General features: G+C 43.3%; 13 protein-coding genes. 8 read left to right on the forward strand and 5 right to left on the reverse strand.

Annotated features, from left to right (window positions below; translation table 11 throughout):
• Positions 1-60: 60 nt before the first annotated feature.
• Both R8269_RS15910 and R8269_RS15915 read right to left on the reverse strand, forming a co-directional pair.
• Positions 61-1761 (reverse strand): ATP-binding protein, encoded by a 1701-nt coding sequence (locus tag R8269_RS15910; protein WP_005376903.1) that lies wholly within the window; start codon positions 1759-1761, stop codon positions 61-63.
• A 7-nt stretch (positions 1762-1768) separates the two neighbouring features.
• On the reverse strand, positions 1769-2308 hold the full coding sequence (locus tag R8269_RS15915) for a heme NO-binding domain-containing protein (protein WP_005388282.1): 540 nt from the start codon (positions 2306-2308) through the stop codon (positions 1769-1771).
• Between the two features lie 231 nt (positions 2309-2539).
• Here R8269_RS15915 and R8269_RS15920 point away from each other — a divergent pair, with 231 nt between their 5' ends.
• The 5 genes from R8269_RS15920 (at position 2540) to R8269_RS15940 (ending at position 8686) form a co-directional block, all read left to right on the forward strand.
• A complete protein-coding gene (locus R8269_RS15920) occupies positions 2540-3139 on the forward strand; it encodes a CoA pyrophosphatase (protein ID WP_005376901.1) in 600 nt (199 codons plus the stop codon).
• Positions 3140-3484: 345 nt separating this feature from the next.
• Positions 3485-4738, forward strand: a complete 1254-nt coding sequence (locus tag R8269_RS15925; protein WP_258476816.1) for an aromatic amino acid transport family protein — start codon at positions 3485-3487, stop codon at positions 4736-4738.
• A gap of 97 nt (positions 4739-4835) precedes the next feature.
• Positions 4836-6197 carry an L-serine ammonia-lyase gene (locus tag R8269_RS15930; protein WP_258476817.1) on the forward strand — a complete coding sequence of 454 codons (1362 nt, stop codon included), beginning with the start codon at positions 4836-4838 and terminating at the stop codon, positions 6195-6197.
• A gap of 211 nt (positions 6198-6408) precedes the next feature.
• Complete coding sequence (locus R8269_RS15935) at positions 6409-8124, forward strand: EAL domain-containing protein (protein WP_031778938.1); 1716 nt, start codon at positions 6409-6411, stop codon at positions 8122-8124.
• Positions 8125-8218: 94 nt separating this feature from the next.
• Entirely contained in the window at positions 8219-8686 is a 468-nt protein-coding gene (locus R8269_RS15940; protein ID WP_025767296.1) for a GNAT family N-acetyltransferase, read from the forward strand.
• 89 nt (positions 8687-8775) lie between these two features.
• Here R8269_RS15940 and queD read toward each other — a convergent pair whose 3' ends face one another.
• The gene (gene queD / locus R8269_RS15945; RefSeq protein ID WP_005376896.1) at positions 8776-9138 is read right to left on the reverse strand and encodes a 6-carboxytetrahydropterin synthase QueD; all 363 of its coding nucleotides are present in this window, start codon (positions 9136-9138) and stop codon (positions 8776-8778) included.
• A gap of 293 nt (positions 9139-9431) precedes the next feature.
• Between queD and R8269_RS15950 the strand changes: the two genes are divergently transcribed.
• Together R8269_RS15950 and asnS are read left to right on the forward strand one after the other, a co-directional pair.
• Positions 9432-11057, forward strand: coding sequence for a methyl-accepting chemotaxis protein (locus R8269_RS15950; RefSeq protein ID WP_042522778.1), 1626 nt, complete (start codon positions 9432-9434; stop codon positions 11055-11057).
• A 189-nt stretch (positions 11058-11246) separates the two neighbouring features.
• Positions 11247-12647, forward strand: a complete 1401-nt coding sequence (asnS, locus tag R8269_RS15955) for an asparagine--tRNA ligase (protein WP_017636101.1) — start codon at positions 11247-11249, stop codon at positions 12645-12647.
• A gap of 91 nt (positions 12648-12738) precedes the next feature.
• On the opposite strand, the gene R8269_RS15960 is transcribed toward asnS, so the two are convergent.
• A complete protein-coding gene (locus R8269_RS15960; RefSeq protein WP_017636102.1) occupies positions 12739-12963 on the reverse strand; it encodes a hypothetical protein in 225 nt (74 codons plus the stop codon).
• Between the two features lie 98 nt (positions 12964-13061).
• Entirely contained in the window at positions 13062-14453 is a 1392-nt protein-coding gene (locus R8269_RS15965; RefSeq protein ID WP_318222591.1) for a PLP-dependent aminotransferase family protein, read from the reverse strand.
• A 258-nt stretch (positions 14454-14711) separates the two neighbouring features.
• Between R8269_RS15965 and R8269_RS15970 the strand changes: the two genes are divergently transcribed.
• On the forward strand, positions 14712-14942 hold the full coding sequence (locus R8269_RS15970) for a hypothetical protein (protein ID WP_033905637.1): 231 nt from the start codon (positions 14712-14714) through the stop codon (positions 14940-14942).
• Positions 14943-14975: the final 33 nt, after the last annotated feature.

The following is a 14975-nucleotide window of genomic DNA, read 5'->3' on the forward strand; positions in this document are numbered from 1 at the left end:
TTTGCATGTACTTTAGCTTTTAGCCGTTGGCCAACAAACATACTTTTTAAGAGGCAGCGTCTACTGCTCAAGCCACTTACACATAATCTGTTCGATATCGGTTGCGGTGTACGGCTTAGTGAGGATGTCGTCCATGCCTGAATCAATGCACTTTTGACGCTCTTCGATGGTAGTGCCAGCGGTTAATGCAATAATTGGATGAGTAAAGCCACGCTCTCTCAGATACATCGTCGCCTCATAACCATCCATTTCAGGCATTCGGCAGTCCATGAATATCAGTTCGTAGTCTTTACTTTTCACCGCTTCTAATGCTTCTTTGCCGTTGGCTTTTAAATCAGGTGTAATGTCGAGTTTTTTCAGCATTTGAGTAACAATGACTTGATTCATTCTGATGTCATCAACCACTAATATTGAGCGTCCTGCTAAATCGCTTCGCTCTATGGTGACCAATTCCCCCTCTGCTGTGCCTTGTGCTTGCCCTTCCTCAAGAGGAATAGCAACTTTAAAAGTTGTCCCTTTGCGCTCTTCACTCTCAAAGCTAATTTGACCTTGCATCAAATCCACGAGGTTTTTACAAATCGCGAGACCTAAACCTGAGCCTTCAAAGCTGCGTTTCGCCGAGCGATCAACTTGGACAAATGGATCAAATAGTGACGGCTGTGCTTTTATTGGGATGCCAATACCAGTGTCTTCAACCTCAAAATAAGCCGTGCCGTTAAGCCATTCCACCCGTAACACGACGCCACCCAAGTGAGTAAACTTAATCGCGTTTCCCACCAAGTTAACCAAAATTTGTGTAATGCGCTCTAAGTCACCGACTAAAAATTCCGGGATCCCCAGCTTTTTGTCGATAGAGAAATGGATACGTTTTTCCGCAGCCTTAGCTGCAAATACACCCATGATGGCTTTTTCAAGTTCCTCCCAGGCAAAGACTTTATGTATGATTTCCATCATACCGGCATTCATCTTACTGAAATCAAGAAGATCATTAATGATAACTCTCAATAAGTCCCCTGATTGAGTCAGATTGCTCAAGTATTGACGCTGCTCTTCTTCTAATTGGGTTCGACTCAATAACTCCGCACTACCCAATACGCCATTGAGAGGAGTTCGCAGCTCATGGTTAATCATGGCGACAAACTCCTTCGTCGCTTTTTCTGATTCCTCAGCCCGCTTTCTCAGCTCGACCTCTCGCTCTAAACTTAAGTGTCGACCAATAACACCATGAACTAAGTCAGACACGAGCTCCATCTGTTTGGAAATAAAAGACTGATCGATTTGATCTTGCAACACGGAGAAAATCAACTCCCCAACCGTTTCCCCATCAATGATAACTGGCAAATGCAAATTCTCTCCCTGCCAATTAGGAGTGGTGAAAATCTCGTTGTTATGACGAAGCTGTAAGTGACCAAAGTGATGACGACGCAATGAGCTCAGCTTTGTAGCGTCAAGAAACAAGTAAGCCGCAGAAATGATCGAGTTAGAAGTGAGCTGCTCAATAAAGCTCGCTATCATTGCTTCATCGAACGTGCTCGATAAAAAAGTACGACCGAACTTAATCAACGTCGCATCAATTTGCTCTTCAAACTCAAACTTACGAAGATCCTTTTTAGATTTCAGCTCCAGCTTTTTCAATGCAACACTGAGTTGCTGGTTGGATTCATATAACTCTAAGCTTTTCTGTTCCAACAGCTGCTCAGCTGCTTTTCTTGATGCAACTTCTCGTTTGAGTTTCCTTTCTAATGAGGAACTTCCCGTCATATCGTTCTTATTGAGCCTCTAACCAAAAACGTACTTTGCTGCCATCCTCTGACTGGTTTTGATGTTTGATATGAACTACCTCACCAAAATGCGCAGCACAGCCTTTTATCAATCCTAAGCATACGTGAGACATACATCTTGCGCTGTGGTAGTCAAATACCAATTGGGATTGGTTTTCACTAATGAAATCAAATTGCGGAGGGTTAGCATCAGGATAGAGCTTCTTAACTTCGACATGAATAAAGTCTTCAACATGGCGAACAAATTGAAACGTCGTTTCACACTGTTGCAAACTGGCGTGACTAGGAATGGAGCGAAGTAAATTCAAAAAGACGCACTCTCCAAACACTTCTTGCAGTTGCTCGGGGGGAACACCAGATACTTTACTGAGATTCACGATCAACTTAACCAAGTCTTTGTGATCGTAACTACCAACAGCAGTGTAAACACCTTCATCGTTAGAAAGGTCGAGAACTTGGTCTAACACATCAAGACCGAATTTCTCTTCCACTAACTCCATGAACTCGGTGAAAATAATCCCTTTCATTGGCCAATACTTGCCCTATAGTGACGTCCTAAAATAAAGAATGGTGTATAACCTTATAAGTTTCAAATTAATATGTTCAAGCAGAATGAGACACACAACACAAAGAGGGAAAGTGCTGGCGAGTGTTTTAATGCGAATGTTTTATTTGGTAACCAGTAACGATAACGCCATACGCTTTGCCGTCTTTGAGTATAATAAATAATGGTTAGGCACGATAAATAAGGACTCAGTTTGGTTATCGACAAAACTCATTTACTACAGAACTTTCAATTTCGGCTTCCAACGGGCTACCACAAAGAGTCCCTTGCACGACTGAAATGGATGAAAGAAAAGTCCCTGAGAGATGCGGCAGTCTTAATCGGTTTTGTGGAACGCGATGACGGGTTACAAGTCATTCTGACTAAGCGCGCAGCCCACTTACGCCATCATCCGGGACAAATCAGCTTTCCCGGTGGCAAATATGAGCAGGAAGATATTCAGCTCGTGAATACCGCTTTAAGGGAAACCAAAGAAGAAGTTGGGATAGAAGATGAGCATATTCATGTGTTTGGTCAACTGCCTACACTACCAACGATTAGTCAGTTTAATGTGACGCCTTTTTTGGCTTTTGTTTCTCCGGAATATAAAACGCATATTGACCCAAATGAAGTAGAGTCAGTTTTTGAGGTTCCTGCCAACCATATTCTGAACCCCAAAAAATTGTATAGCACCAAATTTGACCTAAAAAGAAGCAGTCATCGTGTATTTGCTATCCCATATAGACAGCATTTCATCTGGGGCATGACGGCACAAATTATCGAATCAATGCAAAAACATATTATTTCACATTAAACAGTTGTTGATATCGGTGCTTTTATAGGCGCGATCATTATGCGCATCAATATTAATAAAACGTTGCTTCATAAACATTCATTCACATTAGATTAATTTTCCATTTTCACCGCAAACGCTTGCGGTGAAATAAATTTATACAAACAGCCCTATTGATAAGTTTTTCTAATTTTACTCATTAGCAGAAATCACGAGTAGCACATCATTTTCGTGATAAAAAGCAGGTTTTTGACATATCATTCAATAAGCGTAAGCAATAAATGATTTAGATCTAATTTTCCTAGTGTAAAATCTTGCAAAATTACTCCCGACTTATTTCCTGTTCCCAAAATGAGTAACTAAAAAATGAATACAACTACTTCTGCGGTTTCTACCGCACAATCGTCTAGTAAGTTTTCTTACAAAGACTTTACCTGGTGTCTGTCCCTTTTTGGTACGGCAGTAGGTGCAGGTGTACTGTTCCTTCCTATTAAAGCAGGTGCAGGTGGCTTCTGGCCATTAGTAATCCTAGCCCTAACCGCAGCACCAATGACTTGGTTCGCACACAAATCTTTAGCTCGTTTCGTTCTTTCTGCGAAAAACCCTGAAGCGGACATCACCGACACAGTAGAAGAGCACTTTGGTAAGACTGGCGCAAACCTTATTACGTTCGCTTACTTCTTCGCTATCTACCCAATCGTACTTATCTACGGTGTTGGTATCACAAACACAGTTGACTCTTTCCTAGTTAACCAAATGGGCATGGAATCTATTCCTCGCTGGCTACTTTCTGGTGCACTTATTGCTGCAATGACAGCAGGCGTAGTATTCGGTAAAGAGCTTATGCTGAAAGCAACTTCAGCAATGGTTTACCCTCTCGTGTTCATCCTACTAGCACTGTCTGTATACCTGATTCCTGGTTGGAACACTTCAATGATGGAAGTGTCGCCTGACTGGGGTGCAATGCCAGCTATCGTTTGGCTAGCAATCCCTGTTATTGTGTTCTCTTTCAATCACAGCCCAATCATTTCTCAGTTCTCTAAAGAGCAACGTCGTGTATACGGTGATGACGCAGTTAAGAAAACTGACGCTATCACCGGTGGCGCAGCAATGATGCTGATGGGCTTTGTTATGTTCTTCGTTTTCTCTGTTGTACTTTCTCTGTCTCCAGAGCAACTAGCAACGGCGCAAGAGCAAAACATCTCTGTTCTCTCTTACCTAGCAAACGTGCATGAATCTCCACTGATCTCTTACATGGGTCCATTGGTTGCTTTCGCAGCGATCACCTCTAGCTACTTTGGCCACTTCTTGGGTGCGCACGAAGGTCTAGTTGGTCTAGTGAAATCTCGTTCAAAATCACCAGTAAGTAAGATCGAGAAGATGTCTCTAATCTTCATTGTAATCACAACTTGGATCGTTGCTATCGTTAACCCAAGCATCCTAGGTATGATTGAAACAATGGGTGCACCGATGATTGCGGCAATCCTATTCTTGATGCCAATCTTCGCAATGCAAAAAGTTCCTGCGATGGCTAAGTACAAAACTTCAGCACCTGTGCAAATTTTCACAGCAATCTGTGGTCTTGCTGCAATTAGTTCTGTAATCTACGGCGCTCTTTAATCATCTCTGCCCAGTGCAGTATGATTAATCCAAAAATATAACGATAAAATTAAGCCTCCCAACTCCCCTTGGGAGGCTTTCTTCTGAGGTAATCGATATGATTAGTGTTTTTGATATCTATAAAATCGGTGTTGGACCTTCAAGCTCACACACTGTAGGCCCAATGAAAGCGGGTAAAGAGTTTATTGATGATCTTCGTGCAATGGGAAAACTGCGCGACATCACTAAAATCACCGTTGACGTTTATGGATCACTATCACTGACAGGGAAAGGTCACCACACAGATATTGCTATCATCATGGGTCTTGCAGGCAACACTCCTGAGAAAGTTGATATCGATTCTATCCCGGGCTTTATCGCTCGTGTAGAAGAAACTGAACGCCTTCCCGTTGGCATGCACTGTCACACAGTATCGTTCCCACGTGAAGGTGGAATGAACTTCCACAAAACAAACCTAGAGCTACACGAAAACGGCATGCAGATCCACGCTTGGATTGATGACGAAAAAGCGTACTCAAAAACTTACTACTCTATCGGCGGTGGTTTCATCGTTGATGAAGAAAATTTCGGTAAAGAAGCTGAAAACCCAGTAAAAGTACCTTACCCGTTTACAACGGCAGAGGAACTGGTTAACCAATGCCACGAAAGTGGATTGTCCATCAGCGCACTAACCATGAAGAATGAGCATGCGCTTCATTCAGATGAAGAAACTCGTACTTATTTCGCGAACATCTGGCGCACAATGCGCGAGTGTATGGATCGCGGTATGAATGAAGAAGGTATTTTGCCTGGTCCACTGCGTGTGCCTCGCCGTGCAGCAGCACTTCGCCAGCAGCTACTTACTTCAGAAAAGACAACAAATGATCCAATGTCTGTTGTTGATTGGGTAAACATGTTCGCTTTCGCAGTAAACGAAGAGAACGCAGCAGGTGGCCGCGTTGTTACAGCACCAACTAACGGTGCGTGTGGCATCATTCCTGCGGTACTGGCTTACTACGATAAGTTCATCCAAACTGTGACTGAAAGAGATTACATCCGTTACTTTGCAGCTTCTGGCGCAATCGGAGGTCTTTACAAGCGTAACGCGTCTATCTCTGGTGCAGAGGTTGGCTGTCAGGGTGAAGTTGGCGTGGCATGTTCTATGGCAGCAGCAGGCCTTGCTGAGCTTATGGGTGGTAGCCCAGAGCAAGTATGTATGGCAGCAGAAATCGCGATGGAGCACAACTTAGGTCTAACGTGTGACCCAGTTGCAGGTCAGGTTCAGGTTCCATGTATTGAGCGTAACGGTATTGCGGCAGTAAAAGCAATCAACTCTACTCGCATGGCACTACGTCGCTCTTCAGCTCCAACTGTTTCTCTAGATAAGGTTATCGAAACCATGCTAGAAACAGGTAAAGACATGAACGCGAAATACCGCGAAACATCTCAAGGTGGTCTAGCAATCAAAGTGATTTGCTAACACGCCTTTCTGAATACCAATCAAAACCCGAGTTTATGCTCGGGTTTTTTTATACCTAAAAAACCCAGGAAAATGCGTTATCAGGACAAGTAAAAAAAAACTAAAACGTTGAATATATCCAAATATTATGGATATCTCAGTAAAAAATCACATCTCTTCCCTAGCTTTATTGATAACGTAGCCAAAAATTAAACTTGGAGCACATCAACACATGATTAGGTTTGAAATTGGAAACCAAATCTGCGTTTGCTTGTCCGAAAACGAAATATCTCTAGAGCTCAATCAGTCACTCCACCACTCCATTCCTGTCAACCCAAATGAGTACGCCATTCTGTCAACTATCGCCACATACGGCAGTTTAAATACGCCGATTAGTCAGCGGTTAATAGAAAGCAAAATCACTCAACAATACAAAATGACACTGCCTGAAAATGGCTTTAAAAACGCGGTGGCCGCTCTAAGAAAGAAATTTCGCAAGCTCACGGAAGAACACTTAACCACTAACAAAAACATTATCGAAAACATTCACCGGACCGGATACTTCATCCCTTTTACTATGCAAAACAACCACCAGAATGGCATCGAACATCAACAGAAGATCAATCAATACACAACCAATAGTCTTCGAAAAGCACTTCGTATTTGCCTGCGTAACAAAAAGATCTATTCAGAAGCGATGTGGGTTGTGTTGATCACTGCGATCATTTTCTTTGCTATCTGTTACTACGCGATAAACAGCATCGTTAAACATAATTATCTGGATAACGCCTTCGAAATTGCAGAGAGCCTTTCCCGCAGGAGTTGCTTTGCTAATGAAAGCGAACTGAAGTCGCTATTTGATAATGTGAAGTTGGTGGAATCGAGCATGATGCTAGATCGTTTCAATATTCGATGCTTAGTCACTCCAGAAACCGTTGTCCCTGTCAGCAAAAAAGCCTTTGAAGAGTGGAGTAACAATAACAATTACACGACCCAATCATTTGACTTAAATAACGCAACTGTTTTGGTTCGTGTTAAAAACATTAACTTATCCGACAATGTTGAAAATCATATTTCACGTTTTTTTCTTTCCGGTATGAAGCTATCAACGAATACCGGAACGTCGTTAGAGATTGGTAACACCAATGAACGCTTTTTCAATTATCACGTAAAGAATAGTGGCTATAAAGAGGTGTATTACATCTCTGGACCGTTTCAAAGTATCATTCTACTGAGCTTACTTTTTCTCATTATACTGCGTCACCGCTCCCTACAAGCCTTTATGGCTTACTTGTGCGCAATTCGACAATTCAAAATAAAACTGGAACCGATTTATAACACTTCGGCACAAAAGATTGTGCACTACGAAGCCCTCTCCCGGTTTAAGGTAAAAAATACGCAACGGTTTATTGAAACACTGATCCGCAATGGATTGCTGCTAACTCATACCTTACTGGTGATTGATTCCATCTACACCAAACAAAAAGCGTTGCCCATCCCTATCAGCATTAACGTTTGTCCTTCTTTGCTGCGAGGGCGTAACTTTTCAATCCTATATAGAGAGCTATCTAATCGGGATTGCCGTTTGCTGACAATCGAAATCACAGAAAATGCATCGATGTATTATACCTCTGAGATTTATGGCAATGTCGCGAAACTAAAAGCACTGGATTGTAAAATCAGTATTGATGACTTTGGCACCGGCAATAATAATGTGGCGCTTATCAGCAAGCTGAATCCTGACTACCTCAAAATCGACCGAGAATTTGTTATTGGCCTAAAATCTGATGATAAAAAGATAGAAACCTTGCGTCAGTTAATTGCTATGGGCAATACGTATCGCTGCACGGTCATTGTTGAAGGCGTAGAAACGGCAGACAGTGCTCACTTACTCACAACATTGGGCGCCTATATTCACCAAGGTTATTATTACCCTCTTCATTGCTAGCTTTTCTTCACTCGGTTAGTTACTTAAAATAGATTTAATACTCTATAAAAACTCGTGGTGGCATAACGGTATGCCGCCAATTTGTGATTGAGCGATGATTGCGATTAAACCCACCAAACTGAAAGATTTTTCAAGTTTGATGCAATTGGATGTGCAAGAAGAGCAAAAAGGATTTTTTACACCGTTTGAAATGGCTTACCAAAAACGCAGTAAGTCAGAGGCGTTCTTTACGATTTATTCTGATGACCTATTAGTAGGCTATCTTGTTATCGATAAAGGTTTCTCCCAACATGCGCCGTTTGCTAAACGATACGAACTGGAGCTTAAATACTTGATGATTGATCAACGTTTCCAACGTCAAAGGGTTGGGAGTGAGGCATTGCGTAAACTGTTCCTTTATGCGTATACCATTAACCCTAAAAGCACCTCTCTTTGCGCCACTGTCCCACAAAGTCAGCAATACGCTATCAGTTTTCTTGATGCGTGCGGATTCATTAATACAGAGGAAACAACATTGGGTGATAATGAAAAAGAATGGATTCTACGACACCCATTAAGCTAGCTGGTGAAGCATAATCAAAATTGGGCCATTCAGACACAACAAAGGCAAGCTTCTCGCTTGCCTTTGTTTAATGCTCAATAGAAAGTGACTTATTCGCCTTTGTAAATACAACCCGCTGTGCACGTTTCTTTGATTTCGACTTTACTTAGCAGTGGTAAGCTTGGCTTAAGCTGCTGCCAAATCCATTTTGCTAACACTTCGCTAGTCGGGTTCTCTAACCCTTCAATGTCGTTTAGGTAGTAATGGTCTAAGCGATTGTAAATTGGTTTAAATGCAGCTTTGATCTCTGCAAAATCCACTACCCAACCTGTATGTGGATCAACTTCACCTTCTACATAAAGACGAACAAGGAAAGAGTGTCCGTGCAAACGACCACACTTGTGACCTTCTGGTACGTGTGGCAAATGGTGTGCTGCTTCGAACATAAACTCTTTGTATAATTCTGTTTTCATCTTGATTCTCAGGCTTTAAAAAGACAGGCAATACTAAGGAATTCGCTGCCAAGAGACAAGCGTTACCCCATACAAGCGTAGCAAAAACTTCCGCTGGTTCCTGGCCTCTTTGCTATCACTCACACCAAAGCGCCGTATTTCTGTCACGCGCCAAACATTTGATTACACAGCACTCACATCACAATTACATATCCCCAACATGTGTGGGGTCACAATCATTCATTTCGTTGTTCGCAGTGCGCATTTGTGCACATTAATATTGTGCAGTTCGTTCCAATTACACTTATAAATTTATGCGCTCAACTATCACTTTTAAGCTCTTACTGGCGTTAATTGCTGTCTTCAGCTGCGTTCTAGCTGCCTCTACGGCTTACCAATACCATCAACAAAAAACCTTAATCAATGATGTTCTTAGTGAACAACTCCATGATAAGGCTAGTAATTATTTCGATAGCCTAAATATGATGATGCTTACGGGCACCATGTCGCAAAAAGAAACCTTACGTCAAAAGGCCCTGGCCCAAGAAGGCATTGAAGCAGTTCGCGTGTTGCGAGCTGATACTGTGACCAAACTTTACGGACCTGGGCAACAAAACCAGCAGCCTGTCGATGATATTGATCAACGAGCGTTGAATGGTGAACTGGTGATTGAACCAATCTCAGCCGATTGGGGCAAAGGGTTAGTAGTCGCACTACCAATGAAATCGAGCGAAAATTACCGTGGCACCAACTGCGTTTCTTGCCACGTTGCACCAGCAGGAGAAGTGTTGGGCGCGATTCGCTTGGAATACAACATGAATCATGTCAATTCAATGATCAGTAAACAGGCAATGTTTGCGATGGGAATAATGGCCGTAATCGCATTTGTGGGCTTCATCATAACGATGAGTTTGATTCAGAAAATCATTGTACGACCAATTCAAAGAACGTCGAAATTCATGTCGAATGTGAGCCATAGTAAAGATCTATCTCAACGACTGATGCATCACCAACAGGATGAAGTGGGCCAACTTTCTACAGCCATCAATTCATTCATGGACACGGTCTCCGAAAGCTTAGAACGTGTGCAAGACACCTCTCACTCACTTGCCGACTCCGCGAGTAAACTAACTGCTGTCGCGCAGTCCACAGATAAAGCGGCCAATAACCAACAGCTAGAGACCAGCGAAGTACAAAGCAATATCACCGATATGCTGCAGCAACAAACTGCTGTTGAGGACTCGACTAACAACGCTACTGTTTTGGTCAATCACACCGTTGATGTCGCCACTCATAGTGCAAGCCAAGCACACAATGTAAGTGAAGACATCAAACAACTAGTAAGTAACATTGATACCGTACGGGAAAAAATCAGCTCTCTAAACCAAAGAACCGAAGAAGTGTCGTCCATTCTTGTGGTTATTAAGGGTATTGCAGAACAAACCAATCTGCTCGCGTTGAATGCTGCTATTGAAGCCGCCCGTGCCGGAGAGCAAGGGCGCGGTTTTGCGGTCGTCGCGGAAGAAGTGCGTAACCTGGCTTCTAGGACGGCTGAGGCCACTGGTAATATTGAACATATCATTTCTCAATTCCAGCAAGGAAGTGAAGAGTCATTAACTTCTGTTGATACCGTCTGCCAGTTTGCTCATCAACGCTCTGTCGATGTCGAGGCACTATCAGCCACAATGCATAACGTTGTTGACGAAATGCGCCAAGTGCTCAGACATGCAGAAGATATCCAAAACCAGACGCAAACCACATCTGATGTAAGTCAGCATATTCAATCTAAAATAGATGTGATCACACTGCATGCTAACGACACATCGCAATCAGCATCGCACACGCGTGATATTAGTGTTGATTTAGAGCATCTATCCGAACGTTTAGAGCAATTACTAAACCAATTCACACTTTCAGAGCACAAAAGAGTGAATAAATAGAGAGATTCTCCCCATCAAAACGAATATAAAGGTTGATGCGAGCGAATTGACAGGTAATATGTCTCGTTGAATCTGTAAAATGCTACCCAACTCAGCGCTTAGCTTGTTTTTTGAACAAAAATGTTATTAGACAAGTACTTTAAGTAAGCGTTGAGTTGAATTTTTACCTCAATGGAGAATATTGAAAACATGACTTACGCGCCTGTATCAGACGTATTGAAAGGTCAGCTAGCAGTAGACAGCGAAGTGACTGTTCGTGGCTGGATCCGTTCACGTCGTGATTCCAAAGCTGGAATCTCTTTCCTTGCCATATATGACGGCTCTTGTTTCGACCCGATTCAGGCCGTGGTCCCAAATAATCTTAATAATTACGAAGACGAAGTATTAAAGCTAACGACTGGCTGCTCTGTTGAAGTAACTGGTAAGATTGTTGAATCTCCTGCAAAGGGTCAAGACTTCGAACTTGCTGCCACTGACGTTAAAGTGGTTGGTTGGGTTGAAGATGCTGAAACTTACCCAATGGCAAAAACTCGTCACTCAATCGAGTACCTACGTGAAGTTGCGCACCTACGTCCGCGCACAAACGTAATCGGTGCAGTAGCACGTGTACGTAACTGCCTATCTCAAGCAATCCACCGCTTCTACCACGAGCAAGGTTACTTCTGGGTATCTGCGCCGTTGATCACGGCTTCAGATGCTGAAGGCGCTGGTGAAATGTTCCGCGTATCTACGCTAGACATGGAAAACCTTCCTCGCACTGACGCTGGTAAAGTGGACTACAACGAAGACTTCTTCGGTAAAGAGACGTTCCTAACCGTATCTGGTCAGCTAAACGCAGAAGCTTACGCTTGTGCGCTAAGCAAAGTTTACACTTTCGGCCCTACTTTCCGTGCTGAAAACTCAAACACAAGCCGCCACCTAGCAGAATTCTGGATGGTTGAGCCTGAAGTTGCGTTCGCAGAACTGGATGATGTAGCGAAACTGGCTGAAGACATGCTCAAGTACGTGTTTAAAGCAGTGCTTGCAGAGTGTCGCGATGACCTTGAGTTCTTCGCTCAACGCATCGACAAAGAAGCAATCACTCGTCTAGAGCAGTTCGTTTCTTCTGACTTCGCGCAGGTTGACTACACTGACGCAATCCAGATCCTTCTTGATTCAGGCCGTGAGTTCGAATTCCCAGTTGAATGGGGTATCGATATGTCTTCTGAGCACGAGCGTTTCCTTGCTGAAGAACACTTCAAAGCACCTGTAATCGTTAAGAACTACCCGAAAGACATCAAAGCATTCTACATGCGTGCTAACGATGACGGTAAAACAGTTGCAGCGATGGACGTTCTAGCACCGGGCATCGGCGAAATCATCGGTGGTTCTCAGCGTGAAGAGCGCCTAGACATTCTAGATGCACGTATGCGTGAAGTGGGTATCGATCCTGAACACATGAGCTGGTACCGCGACCTACGTAAATACGGTACAGTGCCACACGCAGGCTTCGGTCTAGGCTTTGAGCGCCTAGTATCTTACGTCACTGGTATGGGCAACGTTCGTGACGTGATCCCATTCCCACGTACTCCTCGCTCTGCGAACTTCTAATCACTTTTTAGTGATATTGAATTAAAAAGACCTCCCATGTGGAGGTCTTTTATTTTGTACGAATGATTTTCTAGCAACCGGTGTATGCACTCTAGTTGTTATTTTCATCGTCATCCTCATCTGCTCGCGCTGCGTATTTTACTCCAACCACACACAAGCCAAACATCACAAATGGGATAACGGCAGCAGTGTATTCCGTCCAAACCATATGAGAGAAAGATTTCGCCAATATCAAGTGTGCAAACACCAACAAAAATGCGCTAAAAATAGCAACACCCATCAACCTAAGTTCATGCTTTACCAACTGCTTTTTCATTACGGCTCCTAACCTAAATGGTTGTCTGCCCATGATTGAAACACAGCTTCGGTATCGTCCACTGATACAGTTTGAGCAAAAAACAGGTAAACAGTTGGCTAATGAAGTAATTCTCCGACCGTCTTCACGGCTTGTTCTAATTCATCATTTACAAGTAACGATGTATTAAGCCTCAGGTAGTTCTCATAATTTGGAGCGATAGAAAACAACTGACCAAATGCTACAGTGATGTTCGCTTCCAATAACTTCTGATAAATCGCTTTTCCGCACTTTGTTTTCGGCAGTTCTATCCAAAGAAAATAGCCGCCTTCCGGTTGCGTGTAACGAATCGATTGGGGAAAGTACTTATCAACCAGTTCAATAAACGCCAATTGCCGCTGCTCAAAATTCTTTCGCAGTTTTCTAAGATGGCTATCATAACTATCGTTTTGCAAGTAATGCGCGATACCCTGCTGGATTGGTGCACTGCCTGACAACGTCGAGATAAGTTGCAGCTTTTGAAGTTGCTCATTGAAGCGTTTGTTTACCACCCAGCCCAGCCTATAGCCAGGGCAAAGGCTTTTTGAAAATGATCCACAATGCAACACGCGCTCTTGTGTATCAAAAGCTTTAAGTGAGCTTGGCTTTTTTTCAGAAAAATAAAGCTCTGAATACACATCATCTTCGATCAAGTACACATCGTATTTTTCAGCCAGTTCGACGATACGTTGCTTCTGCCCGTCACTTAATAAGGTTCCTGTTGGATTGTGAAAGTTAGTCATTAACCAACATGCGCGAACATCATTGCCGGCAAAAGTCGCTTCAATTTGATCCACTGAATGTCCAGTTAACGGATCCACCGTTATTTCTATCGCCTTTAGACCTAAACGTTCAATCGCTTGAAGTGCGCCATAAAACGTCGGTGATTCAACTACAACAGTATCTCCAGGCTGGGTCACGGCCTGAAGGCTCAAATTCAATGCTTCTAATGCGCCAGAAGTAACGACAATATCATCATGGGTAAACACCATACCTTGTTGGATGTACCGTTGAGCAATCAAACGGCGTAGAGACTCACAGCACGGCGGCAAGTTATCCAATAACGTCTCTGCCCCCATCTTCCTGCCTGAGCTGGCTAGGTTGCGGTTTAGCGCTTCTAATGGGAACAATGCAGGGTCTGGAAACGCGGAGCCAAACTTCACCGCATTCGGTGAGGCCTGATTTTTGAGGTAGTCGTAAAGTTCATCGTTGATGCTGGAGCGATAAACGGAAGTGGCTGGAGAACTCGGTTCGAAGCGGTCCAACTCCGCAGTCACAAAGTATCCAGACTGAGGTTTCGCTGCGACCCAACCTTGTGCTTCGAGCAGCTGATAAGCTTGTAATACCGTACCTGCGCTGACAGAATGGTTTCGGCTTGTTACACGCACTGATGGCAGCTTTTCCCCTGCTCTCCATGTATTTTGCTGAATCTGCGTTTTGAACAGCTCAGCCAGTTGACGGTATCGGTTCATGTTTCCCTCATTTCACTTACAGCCGCACCATAGCATACTTCGCGCCAGCATTCTGATATGGGAGTATTCAATTTAGCAACGTAATTTATCAAGCTTATCAATAGATATTTCAGCCACGAAGTGAGCGTTTATATCCCATACTTTGACTGTTACACACATATTGCCTCACATCTTTGCAATACCTAAAAGCAAGGTTTTACGTTGGACTGAGTGCGTTAAACTCACTTCGAGCTACGGTCTTTAAATCAGGAGGAAGCGATGAAAGTTTTTACAATGGACGATCTCTCGTATCGCGGAAAACATAAAGGTGTACATAGTTGGGACCATCCTGGCAGTACCACCCCTTATTATTGGCATCCTGATTGGCTGCATATCGCTGAAGATGCTTTGGGTGAACACAAAAAGGCTGACCTTGAAGTCCCTGATGGAGAAACAGCGACAGAAGAGCATGCAAAAGCGGCGATTCTCAAACACTTGAATGACAAGTAGTTTAGGCTCTATCACCGTTCAAGAATAGCATTA

This window comes from Vibrio sp. Vb0667 (assembly GCF_033391095.1).